The following is a 20,254-nucleotide window of genomic DNA, read 5'->3' on the forward strand; positions in this document are numbered from 1 at the left end:
ACCCCTCACGCCTTCGTCGTCCGTTCGACGAGGGCGATGAGGGCGCTCATGGCGGCATCGGTCGGCACGGGGCCGGCGATCCCATCGCCTTCGAGCGCGTTGTTGTAATACAACCCGTCGCTGACGAGCATGACGAGGTCGAGCGCGGTCTGGTCGGCCACGTGGGGGCGCAGCTCGTCGGCCCACCGCTCGCGGACCGAGCGCAGCGCCGCACCCGCCGGAGCGTGCCCGCCCTGCGCCAGACGTGACACCGAGATGATCGCGCGGTCGAGCGGGTCGTCCGACATCGCCGAGGTGCGCACGAAGAAGGCGACCGGTCCCTCGGGTGCCGATGCCATCTCGGCGATGTCCTCGGTGACGAGGGCGTCGAGGCGTTCGATCAGCCCGGCCTCCAGCGCGTCCTTCGAGGCGAAGTGGTAGAGCAGCCCGCCCTTGGACACACCGGCGACGCGCGCCGTGGCCTCCATCGTGGCGGCGCGTTCCCCGTCGGAGATGAGCAGCGACTCGAAGGCGTCGAGCACCAGCTCGCGGGCGCGGGGTGGTCTGCTCATGGTCTCGATCGTATCCATTCCCTCGCGTCGAACCTCTGTTACTATACCAGCTGGACGGTATAGAAACTATGAACACACTCACTCAAGACATCGCGATCGCCGACGCGCAGGGAACCCGCGTGGGATGGCGCGGCTGGGCCGCTCTCGTCGTGCTGATGCTGCCCGTGCTGCTCGTCTCGGTCGACAACACGGTGCTGAGCTTCGCCCTGCCCGTGATCGCGCTCGACCTGCAGCCCACGAGCACCCAGCAGCTCTGGATCATCGACGTGTACCCGCTGGTCCTGGCCGGCGCGCTCGTCACGATGGGCACCCTCGGCGACCGCTTCGGGCGCCGTCGGCTGCTCCTGATCGGCGCGACCGGATTCGCGGCCGTCTCGGCGCTCGGGGCCTTCGCGCCGACCGCCGAGCTGCTCATCGCCGCGCGCGCTCTCATGGGCGTCTTCGGCGCGATGCTCATGCCCTCCACGCTGTCGCTGCTGCGCAGCATCTTCACCGATCGCGACCAGCGCCGGCTCGCGATCGCGGTCTGGGCCGCGATGTTCTCCGCCGGCTCGGCACTCGGGCCCATCGTGGGAGGCGTCCTCCTTGAGCACTTCGCGTGGGGATCGGTCTTCCTCATGGCCGTGCCCGTGCTCGTGCCGCTGCTCGTCCTCGCACCGTTCCTCGTGCCCGAGAGCCGCGACCCGAACCCCGGCCGCATCGATCCGCTCAGCATCGTGCTGTCGATGGCCACCATGGCGCCCATCGTCTACGCGATCAAGGAGGTGGCCGCGCACGGTCCGAGCCTGCTGGTCGGCGTGCTCGTCGTCGCGGGCCTGGTGTTCGGCTGGTTGTTCGTGCGTCGCCAGGTGCGCTCGAGCGCACCCATGCTCGACGTGCGGCTCTTCCGGCGCGGGTCCTTCACCGGTGCGCTCCTGGTGAACCTCCTGAGCGTGCTCGCCCTGGTCGGCTTCATCTACTTCGTCTCGCAGCACCTGCAGCTGATCGTCGGACTCTCGCCGATGGATGCGGGGCTGGCACTGGTACCGGGCATGGCGGCCACGATCGTCGCCGGCCTCGCGGTGGTCCCGGTGGCCAAGCGCGTCTCGCCGAGGATCGTCGTCCCCGGCGCCCTCGTGTTCTCCTTCCTCGGGTACGTGCTGGTCGCCACCTCGACCGACCCGAACGCCGTGGGCACCCTCGTCCTCGCGTTCGTGTCCTTGGGCATCGGCATCGGCGCGGCCGAGACCGTCTCGAACGAGCTCGTGCTCGCCAGTGCGCCGCCCGCCAAGGCGGGTGCGGCCAGCGCCGTCTCCGAGACGGCGTACGAGGTCGGTGCCGTGCTCGGCACGTCGCTGCTGGGCGGGCTCCTGACGGCGCTCTACCGGGCCAACCTGCAGATCCCCGAGGGAGTCCCGGCCGCGGCGGGCGAAGCGGCGCGCGAGACGCTCGCGGGCGCCATGCACCAGGCGGGCCAACTGGATCCGGCGCTCGGCCGATCGCTCGCGGATGCGGCCGCCCACGCCTTCGACGCCGGCGTCGGCGCGACGTCGTTGATCGGCGCCGGACTCGTCGTCGTGGCCGGTGTGATCGCCGCCACTACGCTGGGAGGATCCCGCCACACGCCGCGGCGCTGATCCGCGGCATCCCAGCAAGGAGTGCCATGTCGCGCGTCGTGAAGCTCGCCGTCATCCCCGGTGACGGCATCGGTCCGGAGGTCGTCGCTGAGGCCGTCAAGGCTCTCGATGCCGTGACGGCGGACAGCGGCGTCGCGTTCGAGAAGACGACGTTCTCGCTCGGCGCCGGTCGCTACCTCGAGACCGGCGACACGCTCTCCGACGACGACCTCGCGGCGATCGCCGGCCACGACGCGATCCTGCTGGGCGCCGTCGGAGGCGTGCCGGGCGACCCCCGGCTCGCGAACGCGAACATCGAACGCGGGCTGCTGTTGAGGCTGCGGTTCGCCCTCGACCACTACGTGAACCTGCGCCCGTCGAAGCTCTACCCCGGCGCCGCCGGACCGCTCGCCGATCCGGGCGAGATCGACTTCGTCGTGGTCCGCGAGGGCACGGAAGGTCCTTATGTCGGCAACGGCGGCGCGATCCGCGTGGGGACGCCCCACGAGGTCGCCAACGAGACCTCGGTGAACACCGCCTTCGGCGTGGAACGGGTCGTGCGGTTCGCGTTCGCCGAGGCCGAGCGGCGTCGGCGCCGTCTCACGCTGGTGCACAAGACCAACGTGCTCGTGCACGCGGGCGGCATCTGGAAGCGGATCGTCGACGAGGTGGCGCTCGAGCACCCCGAGGTCGCCGTAGACTACCTGCACGTCGACGCGGCAACGATCTTCCTGGTCACGAACCCGGGCCGTTTCGACGTGATCGTCACCGACAACCTCTTCGGCGACATCCTGACCGATCTGGCTGGCGCCGTCACCGGTGGCATCGGCCTCGCCGCTTCCGGCAACATCAACCCGGACGGCGCGTTCCCGTCGATGTTCGAGCCCGTGCACGGATCGGCTCCCGACATCGCCGGACAGCAGAAGGCCGACCCCACGGCCGCGATCCTCTCGGTCGCCCTGCTCCTGGACCACCTGGGACTGCAGGACGAAGCGGGCCGCCTCACCGGTGCGGTCGAATCCGACATCGCCGCCAGAGGGTCGTCCCCCCGCACCACGACGCAGATCGGCGACGCGATCGTGGCCCGGCTCCGGGCGTAACCTGGACCCGCAGCATCCGTCGCCCCCAGAACGCGCCCCGCGCGCAGACGAAGCGAGACATCTCATGACACTCCTCGACACCGATCCGGACGCCGGCCTCGAGCCGCTCACGTTCCAGGTCACGAAGAACCTGGCGGCGAAGGCTCCGGCCCAGCGCGCCGAGATCTTGGCCAACCCCGGCTTCGGCACCGCGTTCACCGACCACATGGTCGACATCTGCTGGTCCGTCCGCGGTGGCTGGCACCGTCCGCGCGTGCAGCCGTACGGCCCGATCTCGCTCGACCCCGCCGCGGCCGTCCTGCACTACGGCCAGGAGGTCTTCGAGGGCATCAAGGCCTACCGTCACGCGGATGGGTCCGTGCACACCTTCCGCCCCGACCAGAACGGACGCCGCCTGCAGCGTTCGGCGCGCCGCCTCGCGCTCCCCGAGCTGCCCGTGTCGTACTTCCTGCAGTCGTTGCGCGAGCTCGTCGCTCTCGACGGCGACTGGGTCCCCTCGGGCGAGGACCAGAGCCTGTACCTGCGCCCCTTCATGTTCGCGAAGGAGGCGTTCCTCGGTGTGCGGCCCGCCAACAAGGTGGCCTACTACCTGATCGCGAGCCCCGCGGGCGCCTACTTCAAGGGCGGCGTGCAGCCGGTGTCGATCTGGTTGAGCGAGGACTACTCGCGCGCCGGCAAGGGCGGCACGGGAGCGGCCAAGACCGGCGGCAACTACGCGTCGAGCCTGCTGCCGCAGTCGGAGGCGTACGAGAACGAGTGCGACCAGGTCGTGTTCCTCGACGCGGACGGCAACGTCGAAGAGCTGGGCGGCATGAACATCGTCTTCGTCAAGAAGGACGGCACCCTCGTGACGCCGCAGTCCGACTCGATCCTCGAGGGCATCACGCGCGACTCGATCCTGCAGCTCGCGATCGACCGCGGGCACAAGGTCGAGGGACGCGCGGTGACGCTGGCCGAATGGCGCGAGGGCGTCGCCTCCGGCGACATCGTCGAGGTGTTCGCCTGCGGCACCGCGGCCGTCGTCACCCCGATCGGTCAGCTCAAGGGGAAGAACTTCTTCGACGAGCAGCCGACGGGCTCGCTCGCGCTGTCGCTGCGCGAGGAGCTCACCGACATCCAGTACGGTCGCCGCGAAGACCGCCACAACTGGCTGGTCCGCCTCGACGGCTGACCGGTGAGGCGGCGTCCTGGGTAGGCTGAGCGGGTGAAGATCGCCCGTTTCAGCCACCAGGACGCCATCGCCTACGGCATCGTCGACGACACCGACCTGGTCGTGCTCGCCGGTGACCCCATGTTCGCCGGATTCGAGCCGACCGGGCGCCGCATCCCGATCGCCGACGTCGCGCTGCTGGCCCCCGTCATCCCGCGCTCGAAGGTCGTCGCCATCGGCCGCAACTACCGTGCGCACGCCGCGGAGTTCGGCAACGAGGTGCCCGCCGAGCCGCTGATGTTCCTCAAGCCCAACACCTCGGTCGTGGGCCCGGGCGACACGATCGTGCGCCCGCCGCAGTCGGAGCGGGTGGAGTTCGAGGGTGAGCTGGTGGTCGTGATCGGCCGCATCGCCAAGAACGTCCCCGCCGACAAGGCCCTCGAGTTCGTGTTCGGCTACACGGTCGGCAACGACGTCACTGCCCGTGACCTGCAGCGCAGCGACGGTCAGTGGGCCCGGGCGAAGGGGTTCGACACCTTCTGCCCGCTCGGCCCCGTGATGGAGACCGAGCTCGACCCTGCCGCCGTGCTCGTCACGCGGGTCAACGGCGAGGTGCGCCAGAGCGCCCCGCTGTCCGACATGGTGCACGGCGTCGCCGATCTCGTCGCGTACGCGTCGGCGGCCTTCACGCTGCTTCCCGGAGACGTGATCATGACCGGAACGCCCGCGGGTGTCGGGCCGATCGTCGCCAGTGACGAGGTCGAGGTCGAGATCGAGGGGATCGGTACCCTGCGCAACAGCGTGCGCGATGCCTGACGCGCGCGCCGTCGACCCGCTCGGCGGCGCACGGCTGGCGGCGATCCGTCGCCGCACCGTCTGGGTGCTCTCGCTCGGACAGACCCTCGGCGGGGTCGCGTTCGGCGCCACCGTCTCGCTCGGTGCCCTGCTCGCCGCCGATCTGTCGGGCGACGAGTCGCTGTCGGGGCTCGCCGCCGCCGCGGTGACGCTGGGCGCCGCCGCCTTCGCCATTCCGCTCGCCGCGCTCGCCCGGCGACGCGGCCGGCGTCCGGCGCTCACCTCGGGCCTCGGGGTGGCGCTCATCGGGGTGATCCTCGTCGTGATCGCCGCCGGCTCGCGTTCCTTCCCGCTTCTGCTCGCCGGCATCGTGCTCATCGGCGCGGGGCAGGCGGCCAACCTGCAGTCGCGCTTCGCCGCCGCCGACCTCGCAACGGATGCGTCGCGCGGACGCGACATCTCGATCGTGGTCTGGGCGACGACCATCGGCGCGGTGCTCGGTCCGAACCTGATCGGTCCCGGTGAGGTCCTCGGCGACGCGCTCGGCATGCCGCGGTTCACCGGTCCCTACCTGTTCACCGTCGTCGCGCAGGTGCTCGCCGTCGCGCTGTTCCTCGCGTTCCTGCGGCCCGATCCGCTCGTGGTCGCGGGGCAGCTCGCCGAGGGCGGCCACGGCGCGGTCCGGACGACCGTCGCCCGAGCGGATCGCCCGGTGGCGGCGCGCTACGCGATCCTCGCGATCGCCGGCTCGCACGGGGTCATGGTCGCGATCATGGCGATGACGCCCGTCCACCTGACCCATCAGGGCGCGAGCCTGTCGATCGTCGGCCTGACGATCAGCCTGCACATCGCCGGCATGTACGCGCTCTCGCCGGTGTTCGGGCTGCTCGCCGACCGCTGGGGCCGCGTGCGCACGATCCTGCTCGGCCAAGCGCTGCTGGCCGCCTCCCTCGTCGTCTCGGGCCTCGGTCAGTCCTCGGGTGCCGCCGTGACGGTCGGACTCGTGCTGCTGGGCCTCGGATGGAGCGCGGCGACGGTCGCGGGCGCCGCCCTGCTCGTCGAGGCGAGCGGGGAGGCGGAGCGGACGCGTCGCCAGGGCCGTAGCGACCTCGCCATGAACCTCGTCGGCGCCGGCGGTGCGATCGCCGCCGGCGCGGCGCTCGGGTGGATCGGGTACGGCGGTCTCGCCTTCGCTGCGTTGGCGATCGTCGCGGTGATCGCGCTCCTGTCGCCGCGGGGGCGGCGGAGCGCCTAGCGGCCGAGTGACGCCGCGGCCGTGTCGACGTCCTCGTCGTCGTTGAAGACGTGGAACGCGACGCGGGCACGCCCGGCGCGGCCGGAGACGACCAGACCCGCGGCACGGAGGGCCGCCAGGTCCCGGCCGTCGGGATCGGACCAGGTGACGATCGCCGTGGGCCGCGCTGCGACGGGAAGCCCGATCCGCGCGGCGAAGCGGCCGGCGAGCCCCGTCGTGTAGGCGTGGATCGCGGCGACATCGGCGTGCGCGAACAGGGCGAGCGCCGGTCGTGCCCCGACGAACGCCTGCCACGCCGGCGACACGTCGAAGCGTCGCGCATCCGAGGCCAGCTCCACCTCTGATCCGTAGCAGGAGCGCCACGGGTCGGCTCCCGCGTACCACCCCGCCTGCGCCGGACGGAGCGCGGCGGCGAGCCGGGGCGCGAGCGCGAGGAATGCGACGCCCCGCGGCGCGCAGAGCCATTTGTAGGAGTGCACCACGAATGCGTCGACCAGGCCGGCGTCGACCGGCATCCATCCGACCGCCTGGGTGCCGTCGCAGAGGGTCAGCGCGCCGACTGCACGCGCCGCGGCCGAGATGGCCGCGATGTCCGCGACCTCCCCGGTGGCGGACTGCACGAGGGAGAAGGCGACGAGCGCCGTCTGGGCGGTGACGGCCCCCGGCAGCTCGGCGAGGGGCACGGACCGCAGACGCAGGTCGCGGCCGGCGTGCGCGAACGGCAGGAGCAGCGAGGAGAAGTCCGCCTCGGCGCACACCACCTCGGCGCCGATCGGCAGGGATGCGGCCAGCAGGCTGACCTGCACGGAGGTCTGCGACCCGATGGCGATGCGCGCGGGGGAGACCCCGAGGAGACGGGCGATGTGACCGCGTGACGCCTCGACGTCGTCGCTGTAGGCGCCGAGGTCGGGGCCCTCCGTCACGCTCCGCTCGAGATCGCGCCGCAGCGCCTCGTGCGCGGCGCGCGGCGGGAGCCCGCCGGTGCAGGCGGCGAGGTAGCCGCGGCCGCCCGCGAACGCCGCTCGCATCGGCGGGATGCGGAGGGCGGGGGCGTCGCTCACGAGGGTCACCTCCCCAGCGTGCGACGGCCTGTCGCGCAGGTCTACGGCAGGTTCGGTATCCCGGATATAAGCTCGCGTTATAGGTTGTCCGCGTGGACGAGATGACGGATGCCGAACGCGACCCCGGTCTGCACGCCTTCCGTGTGGTGCGGGCGATCGCAGATACGGGATCGATCACGGCGGCTGCCGCGGCCCTCGGGTACAGCCAGCCCGCGATCAGCCAGTACGTCCGGCGGATCGAGCGTCGTGTGGGCATGCCGATCGTCGAGCGCGTGGGGCGACGGGTGCGGCTGACGGCCGCCGGCGAGGTGCTGGCGCGGCACGCGAGCGCGGTCGCCCTGGCGATCGATGCGGCGGCGGGGGAGCTCGATCAACTGCGGGGACTCCACTCCGGCCGCGTGCGCATCGTGGGATTCCCCTCCGCGTCGCCGACGATCGTGCCGCGCGTGCTCGCTCTTCTCGCTGACCGCGCGCCCGGTGTCGTCGTCACGTACGTCGAGGCGGAGCCGCCCGAGGCCGTCGCCGCCGTCCGCGAGGATCGCGCCGACATCGCGCTCACCTTCAGCTTCCCCGGCGACCGCGAGGATCCGCACGGGGCGAGTGCGCGGGGTCTCGCCGTCGACCGGATCGGCGTCGATCCGATGTACGTCGTGGTGCCCGAGGGGCACGCGGTCGCGGCGGCCGCCGTCGCCGACCTCGGCGACCTGTCCGAGGCGTCGTGGATCGCGGGGTGCCCGCGATGCCGCGGCCACCTCCTCGACCTGTGCGAGCGGTCCGGATTCACCCCGCGGATCGCCTTCGAGACCGACAACATCGTCGCCGTCGAGAGTCTCGTCGCGCGCGGCACGGGCGTGGCGACCCTCCCGGGGCTCGCCGTGTCGTCCTTCCCGCTCCTCGCCGGCATCCGCGCCGTCCCGCTCCCGCCCCGCGCGCAGCGGACGCTCCACACGGTCACGGCGCAGGGCGCGGAGCGTGTCCCCGCCCTCCGTGCCGCCCTGGCGGCGGTGAGCGAGGCCGCGGCGGCCACGGAACGATCGGCGCCACGCGGCTAGGCTGGAGGTCTATGGCTTCCGCACCCGATCCCCGCACCACGACCGCCAGCGGCTCGGACGTCCGCGTCCGGTTCTGCCCGTCGCCCACCGGTCTGCCGCACGTCGGCCTCATCCGCACCGCGCTGTTCAACTGGGCCTACGCCCGGCACAACGGCGGCAAGCTGATCTTCCGCATCGAGGACACGGATGCCGCGCGCGACAGCGAGGAGAGCTACCAGCAGCTGCTCGATGCGCTGCGCTGGCTCGAGATCGACTGGGACGAGGGCGTCGAGGTCGGGGGTCCCCACGCGCCGTACCGCCAGTCGCAGCGCCACGACCTGTACCGCGGCGTGCTCGAGAAGCTCGTCGCCGCCGGTGTCGTGTACGAGAGCTACTCGACGGCCGAGGAGATCGATGCCCGCAACGCCGCGAACGGGCGCGCCAAGCAGCTCGGGTACGACAACTTCGACCGCGACCTCACGGACGAGCAGAAGGCCGCCTTCCGCGCCGAGGGCCGCGAGCCGGCGTGGCGCCTGCGGGTGCCGGACGAAGACCTGACCTACGTCGACCTCATCCGCGGCGAGGTGACGTTCCCCGCCGGGTCGTTCCCCGACTTCGTCATCGTGCGTGCCGGCGGCATCCCGCTGTACACCTTCGTGAACCCGGTGGACGACGCGCTGATGGGCATCACCCACGTCATCCGCGGCGAAGACCTCATGCCCTCCACCGCGCGGCAGCTCTCGCTCTACCGCGCGCTCGTCGAGGCCGGTGTCACCGACTTCGTGCCGCGGTTCGGCCACATGCCGCTCGTGCTCGGCGAGGTCGGCAACAAGAAGCTCTCCAAGCGCGACCCGCAGGCCGATCTCTTCCTGCAGCGCGAGAAGGGCTTCATCCACGAGGGCCTGCTCAACTACCTCTCCCTCCTCGGCTGGTCGCTCGCCCCCGACCGCGACGTGTTCTCGCTCGACGAGCTGGTCGCCGCCTTCGACATCGCCGACGTCAACCCGAACCCCGCGCGCTTCGACCAGAAGAAGGCCGAGTCGATCAACGGCGACCACATCCGGATGCTGTCGCCCGCAGAGTTCGAGACGCGGATCCTGCCGTATCTGGTCACCGCGGGCGTCGTGGGGGAGACGCCCACCGACCGCGAGCGCGCGCTGATCTCGGCCGTCGCGCCCCTCGTGCACGAGCGCGTCCAGCTGCTGGGGGAGGTTCCCGCCCTGGTGGGCTTCCTCTTCCGCGACGACGTCGAGTACGCCGACGACGCCCTCGCGTCGCTCCCCGCCAACGCGGGCGAGGTGCTCGTCGCCTCGGTCGGTGCGCTGGAGCTGGTGCCCGAGGCCGAGTTCACGGCGGCGGCGGTGCAGGAGGCGTTGCAGGCCGCGTTGATCGACGGCCTCGGTCTCAAGCCGCGTGTCGCGTACGGGCCGCTGCGGGTCGCGGCGAGCGGTCGCCGCATCTCGCCGCCGCTCTTCGAGTCGCTGGAGCTCCTCGGCAAGAAGGAGAGCATCCGCCGGCTCGGAGCACTGGTCGATCGCGTCGGGTGACACGCGCTCGATTTGTCAGGCCCGCAGGAGTCGACTAAACTCGATCTTCGGTACGACTTCGGTCTGACCCGGTGGGGTATGGTGTAATTGGCAACACGGAGGTTTCTGGTACCTTTGTTCTTGGTTCGAGTCCAGGTACCCCAGCTGTGAAAAACCCCCGCTCAGGCGGGGGTTTTTCGTTGCCCGGACGCGCGCCGCGGACCGAAGGCGACGCGCGTGTCCGACCGCGTCGGACGCCGTTCGAGTCCGGAGCCGGCCCAGAGCTCGACGACCTTCCGCGGAAGGGGCGGCAGGAGCGCCGCCGAGCCGCGTGGGGCCCGCGCGACCCCCGCCAGGAGCACCACATCCCTGCCGTCCGCGAGGCGTGCTTCCAGACGCGCACCCTCGCCGGACTGCTCCCACAGCAGCAGCGTGGCGCGGGCGAACGGGGCGACGAAGGCGGGGCGCGCGCCACCGGCATCCGCGTCTGTGTCTGTGTCTGTGTCTGTGTCGAGGAAGATGCGCAGCGCGTCGACCGTCACCTCGATCCGGGCGGGCACCGTGCGCCGACGCAGCAGAGCGGTGACGACGGCGTGCGCCGGCAGCGCCAGCAGGAGGCCGAAGGCGAGGATCAGCGGGTACGGGCCGAGGCGCGTCACCGTGTCGTAGAGCAGGATCAGCGCGGTGAGGGCGATGGCCGCGACGGCGCCTCCGGCGGCGATCAGCGTCCACCGCAACGACCGCGAGCCGATCGGGACAGCGGGGAAATCGAGGATCCAGCGACGGCCCACGTGCCGCCACGCCGGCACCGCGAGTGTCGCGGCGCGGGCGGCCGAGCCCGCGTTCACCCTCCCGCTGATACGGGCCAGGAGCGTCAGCCAGATCCACCCGGCCGCGGGAGCGGCGGCGAGTCGGGGGAGAAGCGCCAGGGCGCGGAGCGGATCGGGCACGTCCTCCGGAAGCGCGGCAGGCGAGGCCATGGCGATCAGCAGGGGAACGGCGGCCACCGCGCCCGCGATGTGCAGGACGATGCCCCACGGCGCGGGCAGGCGGGCGGTGGCGCCGACGAACGACACGGCCACGAGCCATCCGGCGACGAGCGCGAGCAGATAGCCCGGCAGCTCCATCCCCCGACCTGTGACGTAGAGCGGTGCGGCGATCACAGTGCACACCGCGGCCCCGGCGAGCGGGCTGCGCAGGAGCCGGCGCCACCACGGCAGGGCAGGGGGCCGATCGACCGGGGTCTCCGGGTGCACGCTCGCCGTCATCGGTTCGATCCTAGGGGCGCGCTTAGAGTGGGCGGATGGTCGATATCGAGATGGCGCCCATCGCGGGCGGCTCGCTCGCGCTGCAGGACGCGCGGGGCCGGACGCGGCGCACGGTCGACGTCCTGCCGTTCGAGCTCGGCGTCTTCCCGGTGACCCAGGAGATCGCCGCCGAGATGATCGGCCTGCCGTCGCGTCACCCTCGGCGCCCGGTCACGGGCGTCAGCTGGATGCGGGCCGTCCGGCTGTGCAACGCCGCATCCGAGTGGGAGGGATGGGACCCGGCGTACACCTTCGACGGACCCGAGGTCACGTGGCACCCGGATGCCGACGGCTACCGGCTCCCGACCGAGATCGAGTGGGAGTTCGCCTGCCGCGCCGGCTCCCACGCCGCGCACTACGGATCGCTCCCCGACATCGCGTGGACCAGCGCCGACGGCGTCTCGTCGCCGCAGGACGTCGGCGGAAAGATGCCGAACCTGAACGGTCTGTTCGACACGCTGGGGAACGTGTGGGAGTGGTGCTGGGATCTCTTCGACCCCGACAGCGACGACGAGTACCGGGTCTTCCGCGGTGGCGGCTACGCCGACGACTCGTGGAGCGCACGCGCCTCGGCGCGTCGCGGCGGTCGACCGGGCTCCGAGCACGACGACGTCGGGCTGCGCCTGGCCCGCGGGGCGACGGAGCTCTAGTCCCGCATCGCGTTGCCGATGTAGGAGTACTTCACGAAGACCTCGGCGGCGATGCCCGCTTCTTCGAGCACGCCCTGGACGGCGGCGAGCATGTAGCGCGAGTCCCATCCCATGTAGAGGTAGGCGTTGTCGCCGAGGGTGTCCCAGGCGCCGTTCCAGGCCCGCGTCTCGTACACCGGGCCGCCGCGACGGGCGCTGAACGAGACCACATCCGCGCGGGAGTCCGCCCAGAGCCGGGCGAACACCCGGTTGAACAGGTACTTGATGTCGGGCACCTCCCAGTGCTCGCCGCGGTACTCGACGTACGACCATTCGCGCTGCCATCCCGGCGGGAAGCCGCGACGGCGCTTCGCGTCGAGGATGGGGGTGAGGTCGTCGTCGTCGATCGCGACGTCGACGGGGCGGCGCCAGATCGCGAGGAAGCGGTCGGTGAGCTCCGCCGTGCGCGCGGCGATCGCCGCCGTGTTCCACGCCGCGTACGCGGCGATCTCCGTCGTCGTCGGCAGATCGCTCGCGCGGTAGGCGGCGCGCTTGTCGGGGAACGAGCGGTCGATGACACGCTCGACGAGCGGCTCCTCCAGCAGCGCCAGGTTGCCGAGCGTCGCCGCGAGCGCGCGGTGGCTGTTCTGCTCGTCGTCCGTGTAGTCGGCCCACGGGCGGATGCCGTCGCCGCTCCAGGTGTCGGCGGGAGCCAGTGGCACGATGTGCTCGATCGCGAGATCGGTGAGGCTCGATGCCCCCGACAGCCGGCCCAGGACGTAGGCGGGATGCGGCAGCGCGGTGAACTTGAGCGCCATCCGCACGCGCTCGTCCGACGGAGTGATGCGCCCGAATGCCCGTCCCAGAGCGTCGGCACCCTCGGCGCGGGCGCGGCACAGGCGTGCGACGAGGCGATCGTTGGACAGGCCCGAGACCGCACGCCGCAGCAGCAGCGACTGCACCGCCTCGAGCGTGTCGATCAACGCGGCGGCGTCGATGGCGCTCGTCGTCCAGTCGCGGTAGGCGTGCATGACGAGGGGATACATCCCCCGCCCGAAGGTGGCGAGGTGGCGCAGCTGCTGCGCCACCTGCTCGTCGGGGGCGTGAGCGGGCTCGAGGAGGACCCGGTAGATCTCCGAGAACTCCTTCCACTCGCGTGCCGCGCTGCGGAGGGCGTCGAGATCGAGCACCGGGAACTCCTGGCGGAACGCGTCGTAGACCGCACGGCCTCCGCCGCCGGTGACTTCGCGACCCGTGCGCATGACGAGGTAGTGCCGCCAGAAGTCGGCGATCGTCTCGCCGGTGTTCTGCTCGATCGGGAGCCAGAACGCATCCTCGACATCGGTCTGCTCGGCGTGCGTGAGCCCCATCAGCATGTAGTTGTGGATCAGCTCGTGGTCGCGCAGCGGCTCGCCCGTCGAGTTGAGGCTCTCGAAGATCTGCTGCGCGTTCGCGTCGGCGCCGAGTGCGATCGCGACGTGCTCCAGCCGCCGCAGACCGCGCCAGATGCGCGGCGCCTCGTCGGCGCGGATCTGGCTGCGGAAGAACGCGTAGTTGTCGTCGAATCGCGACTCCGGATCGTCGCCGGCGGGGGAGGAGTCCCCGAGGATGACCCGCTCGAACACCTCGGCCCACGCGCGATGGGGTCGGAGCTTGGTGCGGACGGGGTCGCCCGGCCGCACCAGAACCCGGTGCAGCTCCGCCGCGAGCGCCGCGTCGGTGCCCGCGACCGTGTGCGCCAGCGCGGCGATGAGCAGCATGAGCGTGGTGATGCGCTGCTGCCCGTCGATGAGGACGAGCTCGCCCTCATCCGGCCCGCTGCCGCGCGACGACAGGATCGAGGCGAGGAAGTGCGTGCTGCCGTCGTCGAGGTCGGCCACGGCGCGGATGTCGGAGAGCAACTGCTCGCAGGCGCCGATGTCCCACCGGTACTGCCGCTGGTAGACGGGGACGACGATCGAGGTGTCGGACGCGGTCAGCCAGGCGATGGTGTTGACGGCGGTGGCATCGACATTCGTGGCGCTGACCATGTGCTCGTTCTCGTCTCCCACCGTGCGTTTCTCCTCGGCGATGCGGGCCGCCGACATCCACTCTAGGTGGAGGTCGCGACGCTCTGCCGGCTACCCGGGACTTCGCGGGGGCGACGAGTAGGGTGGCCTTACCTGGGCCAGTAAAAACGCGCTGACCCCCCACCGAAAGGCATGATTCGTCATGGGTTACATCAAGTCCGCCGCTCTCGAGGAGACCGGCTACGTCGTCCTCGACAGCTACAACCAGGAGCTCGACCCCAAGGAATGGCTCGACATCGAGTACAACGACTGGAAGTCGTCGGGGGACACCCGTTTCGCACCGTTGGCCAGCGCCTTCGGCGAGATCGAGTGCAACGGGTTCTGGAACCACAAGCCGCCGCGCACCGACAAGGACGGCGTCTGGATCGACTCGCAGGTGGCCAAGGCCCCGAACCTCACCCGCCGCGCGCAGGAGCCGGGTGCGAACGTCGGGCGCTGCCGCGTCATCGAGCTGCAGCCCACGCCCTACGGCGAGTGCCTGTACAACCTGCACCAGGATGACAACAACCGCCTGAACCCGGATGGCACGGGATGGGTCGTGCGGGGCTTCTTCAACCTCACCGACGACACCGACAGCTACTTCGTGCTGCGCGAGAATCGCACCGACCCGCGCGGTGAGGTGCGCATCGCGCTTCCGGCCGGTGCGCAGCTGATCATCGACACGCAGCGGCTGTGGCACGCGGCGACGCACAACGGCACGGACCCGCGCTACTGCCTGATCACGTCGTGGACCAGCGGACCCGAGCTCGACGCCTACATCGAGAAGTACAACGGCGTGAACACCGTCGAGAGCGTCGCCGTCGACCAGGCCGTCCTCGATGCCGGATACGCCGAGCAGGCGCGCAAGGATGCGGCGCGTGCCGCCTACTACGCCGCCAAGGGGCAGGCCGCCGTTCAGGCCATGAGCGAAGCCTGATCCTTCGCACCCCGCGATGGCCTCGACCCGGTGAGGGTCGGGGCCATCGCTGCTCTCGGGGCCTTCATATCTGTGGATCTGTGTTGTATTCTGTGGGAATCGAGGAGGATTTCCCATGTACGCAACGGAGCGCCATCACGCGATCACGCGCATTCTTGACGCCGAAGGGCGGCTCGCCGTCGTCGATCTGGCGCAGCGGTTCGAGGTGACGACCGAGACGGTCCGTCGCGATCTCGGCGTCCTCGAGGAGCAGGGGCTTCTACGCCGCGTCCACGGCGGCGCCGTGGCGCCCGACCGCTCGAGCACGCGCGAGATCTCGCTGGGCCAGCGCATGGGCGAGCACGCGGAGCTCAAGCAGCGCATCGCCCAGCGCGCGCTGGCCGAGGTGGGGGAGCGCTTCGCCGGATCGATCTACCTCGACGCCGGATCCACCGTGGGCGCCGTCGCTGCGGCCCTGCCCGCCTACCTCGGCGCATCGCAGGGCACCGCGGATGTGGTCACCCACGCCTTCGCCCTCGCGCCCGCGCTGACGGCATCCGATTGCGTGGCGCTCACCGTGGTCGGCGGCCGCGTGCGCGGCGTCACGGGCGCCGCCGTCGGGGCGTCGACGACACTCGCCATCGCGGGCCTCCGCCCCGACATCGCCTTCATCGGCACCAACGGCGTCTCCGCGCCGTTCGGTCTGAGCACGCCCGACCCGGAAGAGGCGGCGGTCAAGCGTGCCATCGTGACAGCGGCGCGACGGGTCATCGTGGTCAGCGACGCCCGGAAGTTCGATCTCGAGCTGCTGGTCGGGTTCGCCCCGCTCACCGACATCGACGTGCTGGTCACCGATGCCGCGCCCCCGGTGGAACTCGCCGCCGCGCTCCATGACGCCGGAGTGGAGGTGCGGGTCGCATGATCGTCACCGTCACCGCGAACCCCTCGCTCGACCGCGCCGTGACACTGGGCGCGGCACTCCGACCCGGCGAGGTGCAGGCGGCCGTCTCGTCACGGGAGGACGCCGGGGGGAAGGGCGTGAACGTCGCGCGTGCGACGGCCGCCGCGGACGTCGGCACGACCGCCGTCATCCCGCTGTCCGCGACCGACCCCTACGCCGCCGTCCTGGCCGCCACGGCCCTGCCGCTGCGTATCGTGCCGATCGTCGGACACGCGCGCGCGAACCTCACCGTGCTCGATCCCGACGGCATCACGACGAAGATCAACCTGCCCGGGGCTCCGCTCAGCGAGGGCGACGTCGCGGCGCTCATCGCGGCGACCGTGGATGCCGCCGCGGGCGCCGACTGGCTGGTGCTCGCCGGGTCGCTGCCGCCCGGGGCCGGGGACGACCTGTACGCGCGCATCATCGCCGCAGTGCGGTCGGCCTACGGAGCCGCGGCGCCGCGCGTGGCGGTCGATACCTCGGGACCCGCGTTGCACGCCAGCGTGGAGCACGCCCGGCCCGACCTCATCAAGCCGAACGAGCACGAACTCGCGGAGCTGACCGGGGCGGCCGCGGACCCTGGCGACATCGACGGCCTCGTGCGGCTCGCTCGCACCCTCGTCCCCGAGAAGGTCGGCGCGGCGCTGATCACGCTGGGGGCCGCGGGCGCGCTGCTCGTGACGGCCGACGGCGTGTGGGTGGGAACCGCCCCGCGCATCGAGGCGGTGAGCACGGTCGGCGCCGGAGACAGCTCGCTGGCGGGCTTCCTGCTGGCCGACGTCGCCGGAGCGTCGCCCGCGGAGCGGCTCCGCCATGCCATGCGGTACGGCGCGGCCGCCGCGTCACTGCCCGGAACCCAACCCCCCACGCCGGCGGATCTCCCCGCCGTCGACATCCCCATCGAGCATCTCGCCCGCTGACAACCCCGACCACTGGAGGTCATCGTGTCCGACACCATCATCCGGGGCCTTGTCAGCCTCGATCAGAACCTGGGCGGCGACAAAGCCGCCGTCATCCGAGCCCTCGCGGAGCTCGTCGTCGCGGAGGGCCGCGCGAACGACGCGGAGGCCCTGTTCGCCGACGCGTGGGACCGCGAGCAGAAGGACGAGACCGGCCTCCCGGGCGGCATCGCCATCCCGCACGCGAAGAGCGCCGCTGTGACGACGCCCTCGCTGGCGTTCGCGCGGCTCACGCCCGGCGTGGACTTCGGCGCGCCCGACGGCCCCGCGGACCTCGTCTTCCTGATCGCCGCACCCGCCGATGCGGCCGAGGAGCACCTCGCGGTCCTGTCGCGACTGGCGCGCAACCTCATGCAGGAGCAGTTCACCAGCGACCTGCGGGCCGCGGCGGATGCCGATGCGGTCGTCGGGATCGTGCGCGCCGCCATCGGCGAGGGTGAGCCCGCGCCGGCCGCAGCCCCCGCGCTGGCGCCGGAGAGCACACGCGCCGCCCGGAAGGCGGAGGCCGGAGCATCCGACCTGCAGGTCGACGGACGCCCGGCACGCATCGTCGCCGTCACCGCGTGCGCCACCGGCATCGCCCACACCTTCATGGCCGCGGACGCCCTCACCGCCGCGGGCAAGGAGCAGGGCATCGACCTGATCGTCGAGCCGCAGGGCTCCAGCGGCTACAAGGCGTTGCCCCAGAGCACGATCGACGACGCGGACGCCGTGATCTTCGCGGTCGACGTGGATGTGCGCGAGCCCCAGCGTTTCGCGGGCAAGCCCGTCGTGCGCTCCGGGGTCAAGCGGGGGATCGAGCAGCCCGTCGCGCTCATCACCGAGGCCATCGCGGCGGCGCGCGACCCGCGCTCGGCGCGCGTGGCGGCGGCGACGGCACAGCAGAGCGCACCGTCGGCCACCGAACGCATCGGATGGGGCGCGAAGATCCAGCGGATCCTGCTCACCGGCGTCAGCTACATGATCCCGTTCGTCGCCGGCGGCGGTCTGCTCATCGCCCTCGGGTTCCTGCTCGGCGGCTACAACGTCACCGACAACGCGGCCGACGTGATCGTCAACAACTCGCTGTGGGAGCTCCCCGCCGGCGGCCTGGGTCAGTATCTGGGCTCGGTCGCCTTCATGATCGGCTCCACGTCGATGGGCTTCCTCGTCTCGGCCCTGGCCGGCTACATCGCGTTCGCGATCGCCGACCGCCCCGGCATCGCCCCCGGATTCGTCGCGGGAGCCGTCGCGGTCCTCATGAACGCGGGCTTCATCGGTGGCATCATCGGCGGTCTCCTCGCCGGCTTCATCGCCTGGTGGATCGGTCGCCTCGATGCGCCGCGCTGGTTGCGGGGCCTGATGCCCGTCGTGATCATCCCGCTCATCGCGTCGATCGTCGCGTCGGGTCTGATGATCCTCTTCCTGGGCCGGCCGATCGCCGCGCTCATGGACCTGCTGAACGAGGGCCTGACCAACCTGGCCGGCACGTCCGGCATCGTGCTCGTCGGCGTCATCCTGGGTCTCATGATGTGCTTCGACCTCGGCGGACCCGTCAACAAGGTCGCGTACGCCTTCGCCACGGCCGGTCTCGCGAGCGCGTCGACGGGCGACGTCCACGCCGTCCCGTTCCTCATCATGGGCGCCGTGATGGCCGCGGGCATGGTGCCGCCGCTCGCGATGGCGCTCGCCTCCACCGTGCTCTCGCGTCGGGTGTTCACGCCCGTCGAGCGCGAGAACGGCAAGGCCGCCTGGCTGCTCGGTGCCGCCTTCATCAGCGAGGGAGCGATCCCGTTCGCCGCCGCCGACCCGCTGCGCGTGATCCCCGCGTCGATGCTGGGCGGCGCGGTCACGGGCGGGCTGAGCATGGCGCTGAGCGTCTCGTCGCTCGCTCCGCACGGCGGCCTCTTCGTGCTCTTCGCGATCGACCCGTGGTGGGGCTTCCTCCTCGCCGTCATCGCCGGCACCGTGGTGTCCGCGCTGGCGGTCGTGGCACTGAAGACCTGGGTCGGGCGCAAGGAACTCTCCCAGGCGGAAGCGGCGGCAGAACCCGTCACGGCCTGAGAGCATAGGAAGCGTTAGACGAGAGGAACAACTCATGGCAGAACGTCAGGCGACCATCGCCAGCAACTCGGGCCTCCACGCCCGCCCCGCGAAGCTCTTCGTGCAGGCCGTGCAGGAGAAGAAGATCCCCGTGACGATCGCGGCGGAGGGCGGTCCCGACCTCAACGCCGGGAGCATCCTGTCGATCATCGGCCTCGGAGCCAGCAAGGGCTCGGTCGTCACGCTGAAGGCCGAGGGCGACGGCGCCGAGCAGGCGCTCGACGAGCTCGTGGCGCTTCTCGAGACGGATCTCGACGCCCAGTAAGCACGCGCCTCACGACGAAGGCGGACGCCGCGACCTCGGTCGCCGCGTCCGCCTTCGTCGTGAGGCGCTCAGATCTCGGCGCTGTCTCCGGGCTCGAGGATCACGAGCTCGCCGTCGTGCTGCTCGGCGGCCCACCGCAGGCGCTCCCGGCCCATGTCGCGGCCCGCGACGGACAGGGTCATGTCGTGCGTGGCGAACACCTGCCGGGGCGCCACGGCCAGCACGAAGTCGATCGCGTCGCCGATCTTCAGCCACGGCGCGCCGACGGGCGCCGCCAGCAGCGCCACATGGGCTCCCTTCGGCAGCGAGAACGAGTCGCCGGGGTAGTAGAACGCGTCGTCGACGAGGACGCCCACGTTGTCGATCACCGGGATGCTCTTGTGGATGAGGGCGTGTTCACCGCCGAAGAACTCGAGGTGGAACGGACCGACGTCGACACGATCACCGGGGGACACCTCGGTGATCGTGTAGCCGGGAGCGGCGGCCACGACGCCCGCGGGCGCATAGATCGGCAGGCCGGGGTTCGTCGCGAGGATGCGGTCGATGTGGTCGCCCGTCCAGTGGTCGGGGTGCTCGTGCGTGATGACGAGTGCGGCGACGTTCTCGGCGTCGGGGAGGGGGGAGGTGAAGATGCCTGGATCGATGAGGAGCTTCTCGCCGTGCTTCTCGAGGGTCAGGGCGGCGTGCTCGTGCTTCGTGACTCGCATGAGCCGAGTCAACATCCCCGGGCCTCCGGACGGCAAGCGACGGGCCGTTCCCGGCTCGATTTTGCATGAGCAGAAAACGCATGGCATACTTGAACGGTTGCCACGGCAGCGGCCCCATCGTATAGCGGCCTAGTACGCCGCCCTCTCACGGCGGTAACGCGGGTTCGAATCCCGCTGGGGTCACTCGGATACTACAGAGAATGTATCCCTGCGACAATGAAAACCCCCCGGTCACCCGGGGGGTTTTCTGCATCCTGGGATGTTGTCGGGTCGCCGTGGTGTCCGCGCCGCCGCATCCGGGGTATGCTGAGAGGGATAGGCGAGCTCTCACTCG

Annotated in this window: 18 protein-coding genes and 2 tRNA genes; 15 read left to right on the forward strand and 5 right to left on the reverse strand. The window is 71.3% G+C overall.

Annotated features, from left to right (window positions below; genetic code table 11):
• Window positions 1-5: 5 nt before the first annotated feature.
• Complete coding sequence (locus AB0N73_RS09280) at window positions 6-551, reverse strand: helix-turn-helix domain-containing protein (protein ID WP_363562666.1); 546 nt, start codon at window positions 549-551, stop codon at window positions 6-8.
• 68 nt (window positions 552-619) lie between these two features.
• Between AB0N73_RS09280 and AB0N73_RS09285 the strand changes: the two genes are divergently transcribed.
• The 5 genes from AB0N73_RS09285 (at window position 620) to AB0N73_RS09305 (ending at window position 6,446) form a co-directional block, all read left to right on the forward strand.
• Entirely contained in the window at window positions 620-2,167 is a 1,548-nt protein-coding gene (locus AB0N73_RS09285) for an MFS transporter (RefSeq protein WP_363562668.1), read from the forward strand.
• Window positions 2,168-2,193: 26 nt separating this feature from the next.
• A complete protein-coding gene (locus tag AB0N73_RS09290; RefSeq protein ID WP_363562670.1) occupies window positions 2,194-3,246 on the forward strand; it encodes a 3-isopropylmalate dehydrogenase in 1,053 nt (350 codons plus the stop codon).
• A 64-nt stretch (window positions 3,247-3,310) separates the two neighbouring features.
• Window positions 3,311-4,417, forward strand: coding sequence for a branched-chain amino acid aminotransferase (locus tag AB0N73_RS09295; RefSeq protein WP_363562672.1), 1,107 nt, complete (start codon window positions 3,311-3,313; stop codon window positions 4,415-4,417).
• Between the two features lie 33 nt (window positions 4,418-4,450).
• Window positions 4,451-5,212, forward strand: a complete 762-nt coding sequence (locus AB0N73_RS09300) for a fumarylacetoacetate hydrolase family protein (RefSeq protein WP_363562674.1) — start codon at window positions 4,451-4,453, stop codon at window positions 5,210-5,212.
• Window positions 5,205-6,446 carry an MFS transporter gene (locus AB0N73_RS09305; RefSeq protein ID WP_363562676.1) on the forward strand — a complete coding sequence of 414 codons (1,242 nt, stop codon included), beginning with the start codon at window positions 5,205-5,207 and terminating at the stop codon, window positions 6,444-6,446. Before AB0N73_RS09300 ends, AB0N73_RS09305 begins: the two co-directional genes overlap by 8 nt.
• Here AB0N73_RS09305 and AB0N73_RS09310 read toward each other — a convergent pair.
• Window positions 6,443-7,474, reverse strand: coding sequence for an aminotransferase class V-fold PLP-dependent enzyme (locus AB0N73_RS09310; RefSeq protein ID WP_363562721.1), 1,032 nt, complete (start codon window positions 7,472-7,474; stop codon window positions 6,443-6,445). The genes AB0N73_RS09305 and AB0N73_RS09310 overlap by 4 nt on opposite strands.
• Before the next feature lie 134 nt (window positions 7,475-7,608).
• Between AB0N73_RS09310 and AB0N73_RS09315 the strand changes: the two genes are divergently transcribed.
• The 3 genes from AB0N73_RS09315 (at window position 7,609) to AB0N73_RS09325 (ending at window position 10,229) form a co-directional block, all read left to right on the forward strand.
• Window positions 7,609-8,559 carry a LysR family transcriptional regulator gene (locus tag AB0N73_RS09315; protein WP_363562723.1) on the forward strand — a complete coding sequence of 317 codons (951 nt, stop codon included), beginning with the start codon at window positions 7,609-7,611 and terminating at the stop codon, window positions 8,557-8,559.
• A gap of 11 nt (window positions 8,560-8,570) precedes the next feature.
• A complete protein-coding gene (gltX, locus tag AB0N73_RS09320; protein ID WP_363562678.1) occupies window positions 8,571-10,085 on the forward strand; it encodes a glutamate--tRNA ligase in 1,515 nt (504 codons plus the stop codon).
• A 72-nt stretch (window positions 10,086-10,157) separates the two neighbouring features.
• Window positions 10,158-10,229: transfer RNA gene (locus AB0N73_RS09325), tRNA-Gln, on the forward strand.
• A 17-nt stretch (window positions 10,230-10,246) separates the two neighbouring features.
• On the opposite strand, the gene AB0N73_RS09330 is transcribed toward AB0N73_RS09325, so the two are convergent.
• Entirely contained in the window at window positions 10,247-11,332 is a 1,086-nt protein-coding gene (locus tag AB0N73_RS09330) for a hypothetical protein (RefSeq protein WP_363562680.1), read from the reverse strand.
• 35 nt (window positions 11,333-11,367) lie between these two features.
• Between AB0N73_RS09330 and AB0N73_RS09335 the strand changes: the two genes are divergently transcribed.
• Entirely contained in the window at window positions 11,368-12,021 is a 654-nt protein-coding gene (locus AB0N73_RS09335; protein ID WP_363562682.1) for an SUMF1/EgtB/PvdO family nonheme iron enzyme, read from the forward strand.
• On the opposite strand, the gene AB0N73_RS09340 is transcribed toward AB0N73_RS09335, so the two are convergent.
• On the reverse strand, window positions 12,018-14,087 hold the full coding sequence (locus AB0N73_RS09340) for a DUF262 domain-containing protein (protein ID WP_363562685.1): 2,070 nt from the start codon (window positions 14,085-14,087) through the stop codon (window positions 12,018-12,020). The two genes, AB0N73_RS09335 and AB0N73_RS09340, sit on opposite strands and share 4 nt — an antisense overlap.
• 124 nt (window positions 14,088-14,211) lie before the next feature.
• Here AB0N73_RS09340 and AB0N73_RS09345 point away from each other — a divergent pair, with 124 nt between their 5' ends.
• From AB0N73_RS09345 to AB0N73_RS09365, 5 genes are all read left to right on the forward strand, one after another.
• Entirely contained in the window at window positions 14,212-14,985 is a 774-nt protein-coding gene (locus AB0N73_RS09345; RefSeq protein ID WP_363562687.1) for a hypothetical protein, read from the forward strand.
• 115 nt (window positions 14,986-15,100) lie between these two features.
• The gene (locus tag AB0N73_RS09350; RefSeq protein WP_363562689.1) at window positions 15,101-15,886 is read left to right on the forward strand and encodes a DeoR/GlpR family DNA-binding transcription regulator; all 786 of its coding nucleotides are present in this window, start codon (window positions 15,101-15,103) and stop codon (window positions 15,884-15,886) included.
• On the forward strand, window positions 15,883-16,827 hold the full coding sequence (locus tag AB0N73_RS09355) for a 1-phosphofructokinase family hexose kinase (RefSeq protein ID WP_363562691.1): 945 nt from the start codon (window positions 15,883-15,885) through the stop codon (window positions 16,825-16,827). The genes AB0N73_RS09350 and AB0N73_RS09355 overlap by 4 nt, the downstream gene beginning before the upstream one ends.
• Window positions 16,828-16,851: 24 nt before the next feature.
• On the forward strand, window positions 16,852-18,909 hold the full coding sequence (locus AB0N73_RS09360; protein ID WP_363562693.1) for a fructose-specific PTS transporter subunit EIIC: 2,058 nt from the start codon (window positions 16,852-16,854) through the stop codon (window positions 18,907-18,909).
• Window positions 18,910-18,943: 34 nt separating this feature from the next.
• A complete protein-coding gene (locus AB0N73_RS09365) occupies window positions 18,944-19,213 on the forward strand; it encodes an HPr family phosphocarrier protein (RefSeq protein WP_363562695.1) in 270 nt (89 codons plus the stop codon).
• A gap of 68 nt (window positions 19,214-19,281) precedes the next feature.
• On the opposite strand, the gene AB0N73_RS09370 is transcribed toward AB0N73_RS09365, so the two are convergent.
• Entirely contained in the window at window positions 19,282-19,920 is a 639-nt protein-coding gene (locus AB0N73_RS09370; RefSeq protein WP_363562697.1) for an MBL fold metallo-hydrolase, read from the reverse strand.
• 110 nt (window positions 19,921-20,030) lie between these two features.
• Between AB0N73_RS09370 and AB0N73_RS09375 the strand changes: the two genes are divergently transcribed.
• Window positions 20,031-20,103 (forward strand) — tRNA-Glu (locus tag AB0N73_RS09375).
• Window positions 20,104-20,254 lie beyond the last annotated feature (151 nt).

The organism is Microbacterium sp. NPDC089189 (assembly GCF_040685095.1).
Classification (GTDB): Bacteria; Actinomycetota; Actinomycetes; order Actinomycetales; family Microbacteriaceae; genus Microbacterium.

What these genes read in the sequence shown, in the direction of transcription:
- AB0N73_RS09280 (WP_363562666.1), bottom strand. Translation starts at nt 551, where the DNA reads ATGAGCAGACCACCCCGCGCCCGCGAGCTGGTGCTCGACGCCTTCGAG.
- AB0N73_RS09285 (WP_363562668.1), top strand. Translation starts at nt 620, where the DNA reads ATGAACACACTCACTCAAGACATCGCGATCGCCGACGCGCAGGGAACC.
- AB0N73_RS09290 (WP_363562670.1), top strand. Translation starts at nt 2,194, where the DNA reads ATGTCGCGCGTCGTGAAGCTCGCCGTCATCCCCGGTGACGGCATCGGT.
- AB0N73_RS09295 (WP_363562672.1), top strand. Translation starts at nt 3,311, where the DNA reads ATGACACTCCTCGACACCGATCCGGACGCCGGCCTCGAGCCGCTCACG.
- AB0N73_RS09305 (WP_363562676.1), top strand. Translation starts at nt 5,205, where the DNA reads ATGCCTGACGCGCGCGCCGTCGACCCGCTCGGCGGCGCACGGCTGGCG.
- AB0N73_RS09310 (WP_363562721.1), bottom strand. Translation starts at nt 7,474, where the DNA reads ATGCGAGCGGCGTTCGCGGGCGGCCGCGGCTACCTCGCCGCCTGCACC.
- AB0N73_RS09315 (WP_363562723.1), top strand. Translation starts at nt 7,609, where the DNA reads ATGACGGATGCCGAACGCGACCCCGGTCTGCACGCCTTCCGTGTGGTG.
- gltX (WP_363562678.1), top strand. Translation starts at nt 8,571, where the DNA reads ATGGCTTCCGCACCCGATCCCCGCACCACGACCGCCAGCGGCTCGGAC.
- AB0N73_RS09330 (WP_363562680.1), bottom strand. Translation starts at nt 11,332, where the DNA reads ATGACGGCGAGCGTGCACCCGGAGACCCCGGTCGATCGGCCCCCTGCC.
- AB0N73_RS09335 (WP_363562682.1), top strand. Translation starts at nt 11,368, where the DNA reads ATGGTCGATATCGAGATGGCGCCCATCGCGGGCGGCTCGCTCGCGCTG.
- AB0N73_RS09340 (WP_363562685.1), bottom strand. Translation starts at nt 14,087, where the DNA reads ATGTCGGCGGCCCGCATCGCCGAGGAGAAACGCACGGTGGGAGACGAG.
- AB0N73_RS09345 (WP_363562687.1), top strand. Translation starts at nt 14,212, where the DNA reads ATGGGTTACATCAAGTCCGCCGCTCTCGAGGAGACCGGCTACGTCGTC.
- AB0N73_RS09350 (WP_363562689.1), top strand. Translation starts at nt 15,101, where the DNA reads ATGTACGCAACGGAGCGCCATCACGCGATCACGCGCATTCTTGACGCC.
- AB0N73_RS09355 (WP_363562691.1), top strand. Translation starts at nt 15,883, where the DNA reads ATGATCGTCACCGTCACCGCGAACCCCTCGCTCGACCGCGCCGTGACA.
- AB0N73_RS09365 (WP_363562695.1), top strand. Translation starts at nt 18,944, where the DNA reads ATGGCAGAACGTCAGGCGACCATCGCCAGCAACTCGGGCCTCCACGCC.
- AB0N73_RS09370 (WP_363562697.1), bottom strand. Translation starts at nt 19,920, where the DNA reads ATGCGAGTCACGAAGCACGAGCACGCCGCCCTGACCCTCGAGAAGCAC.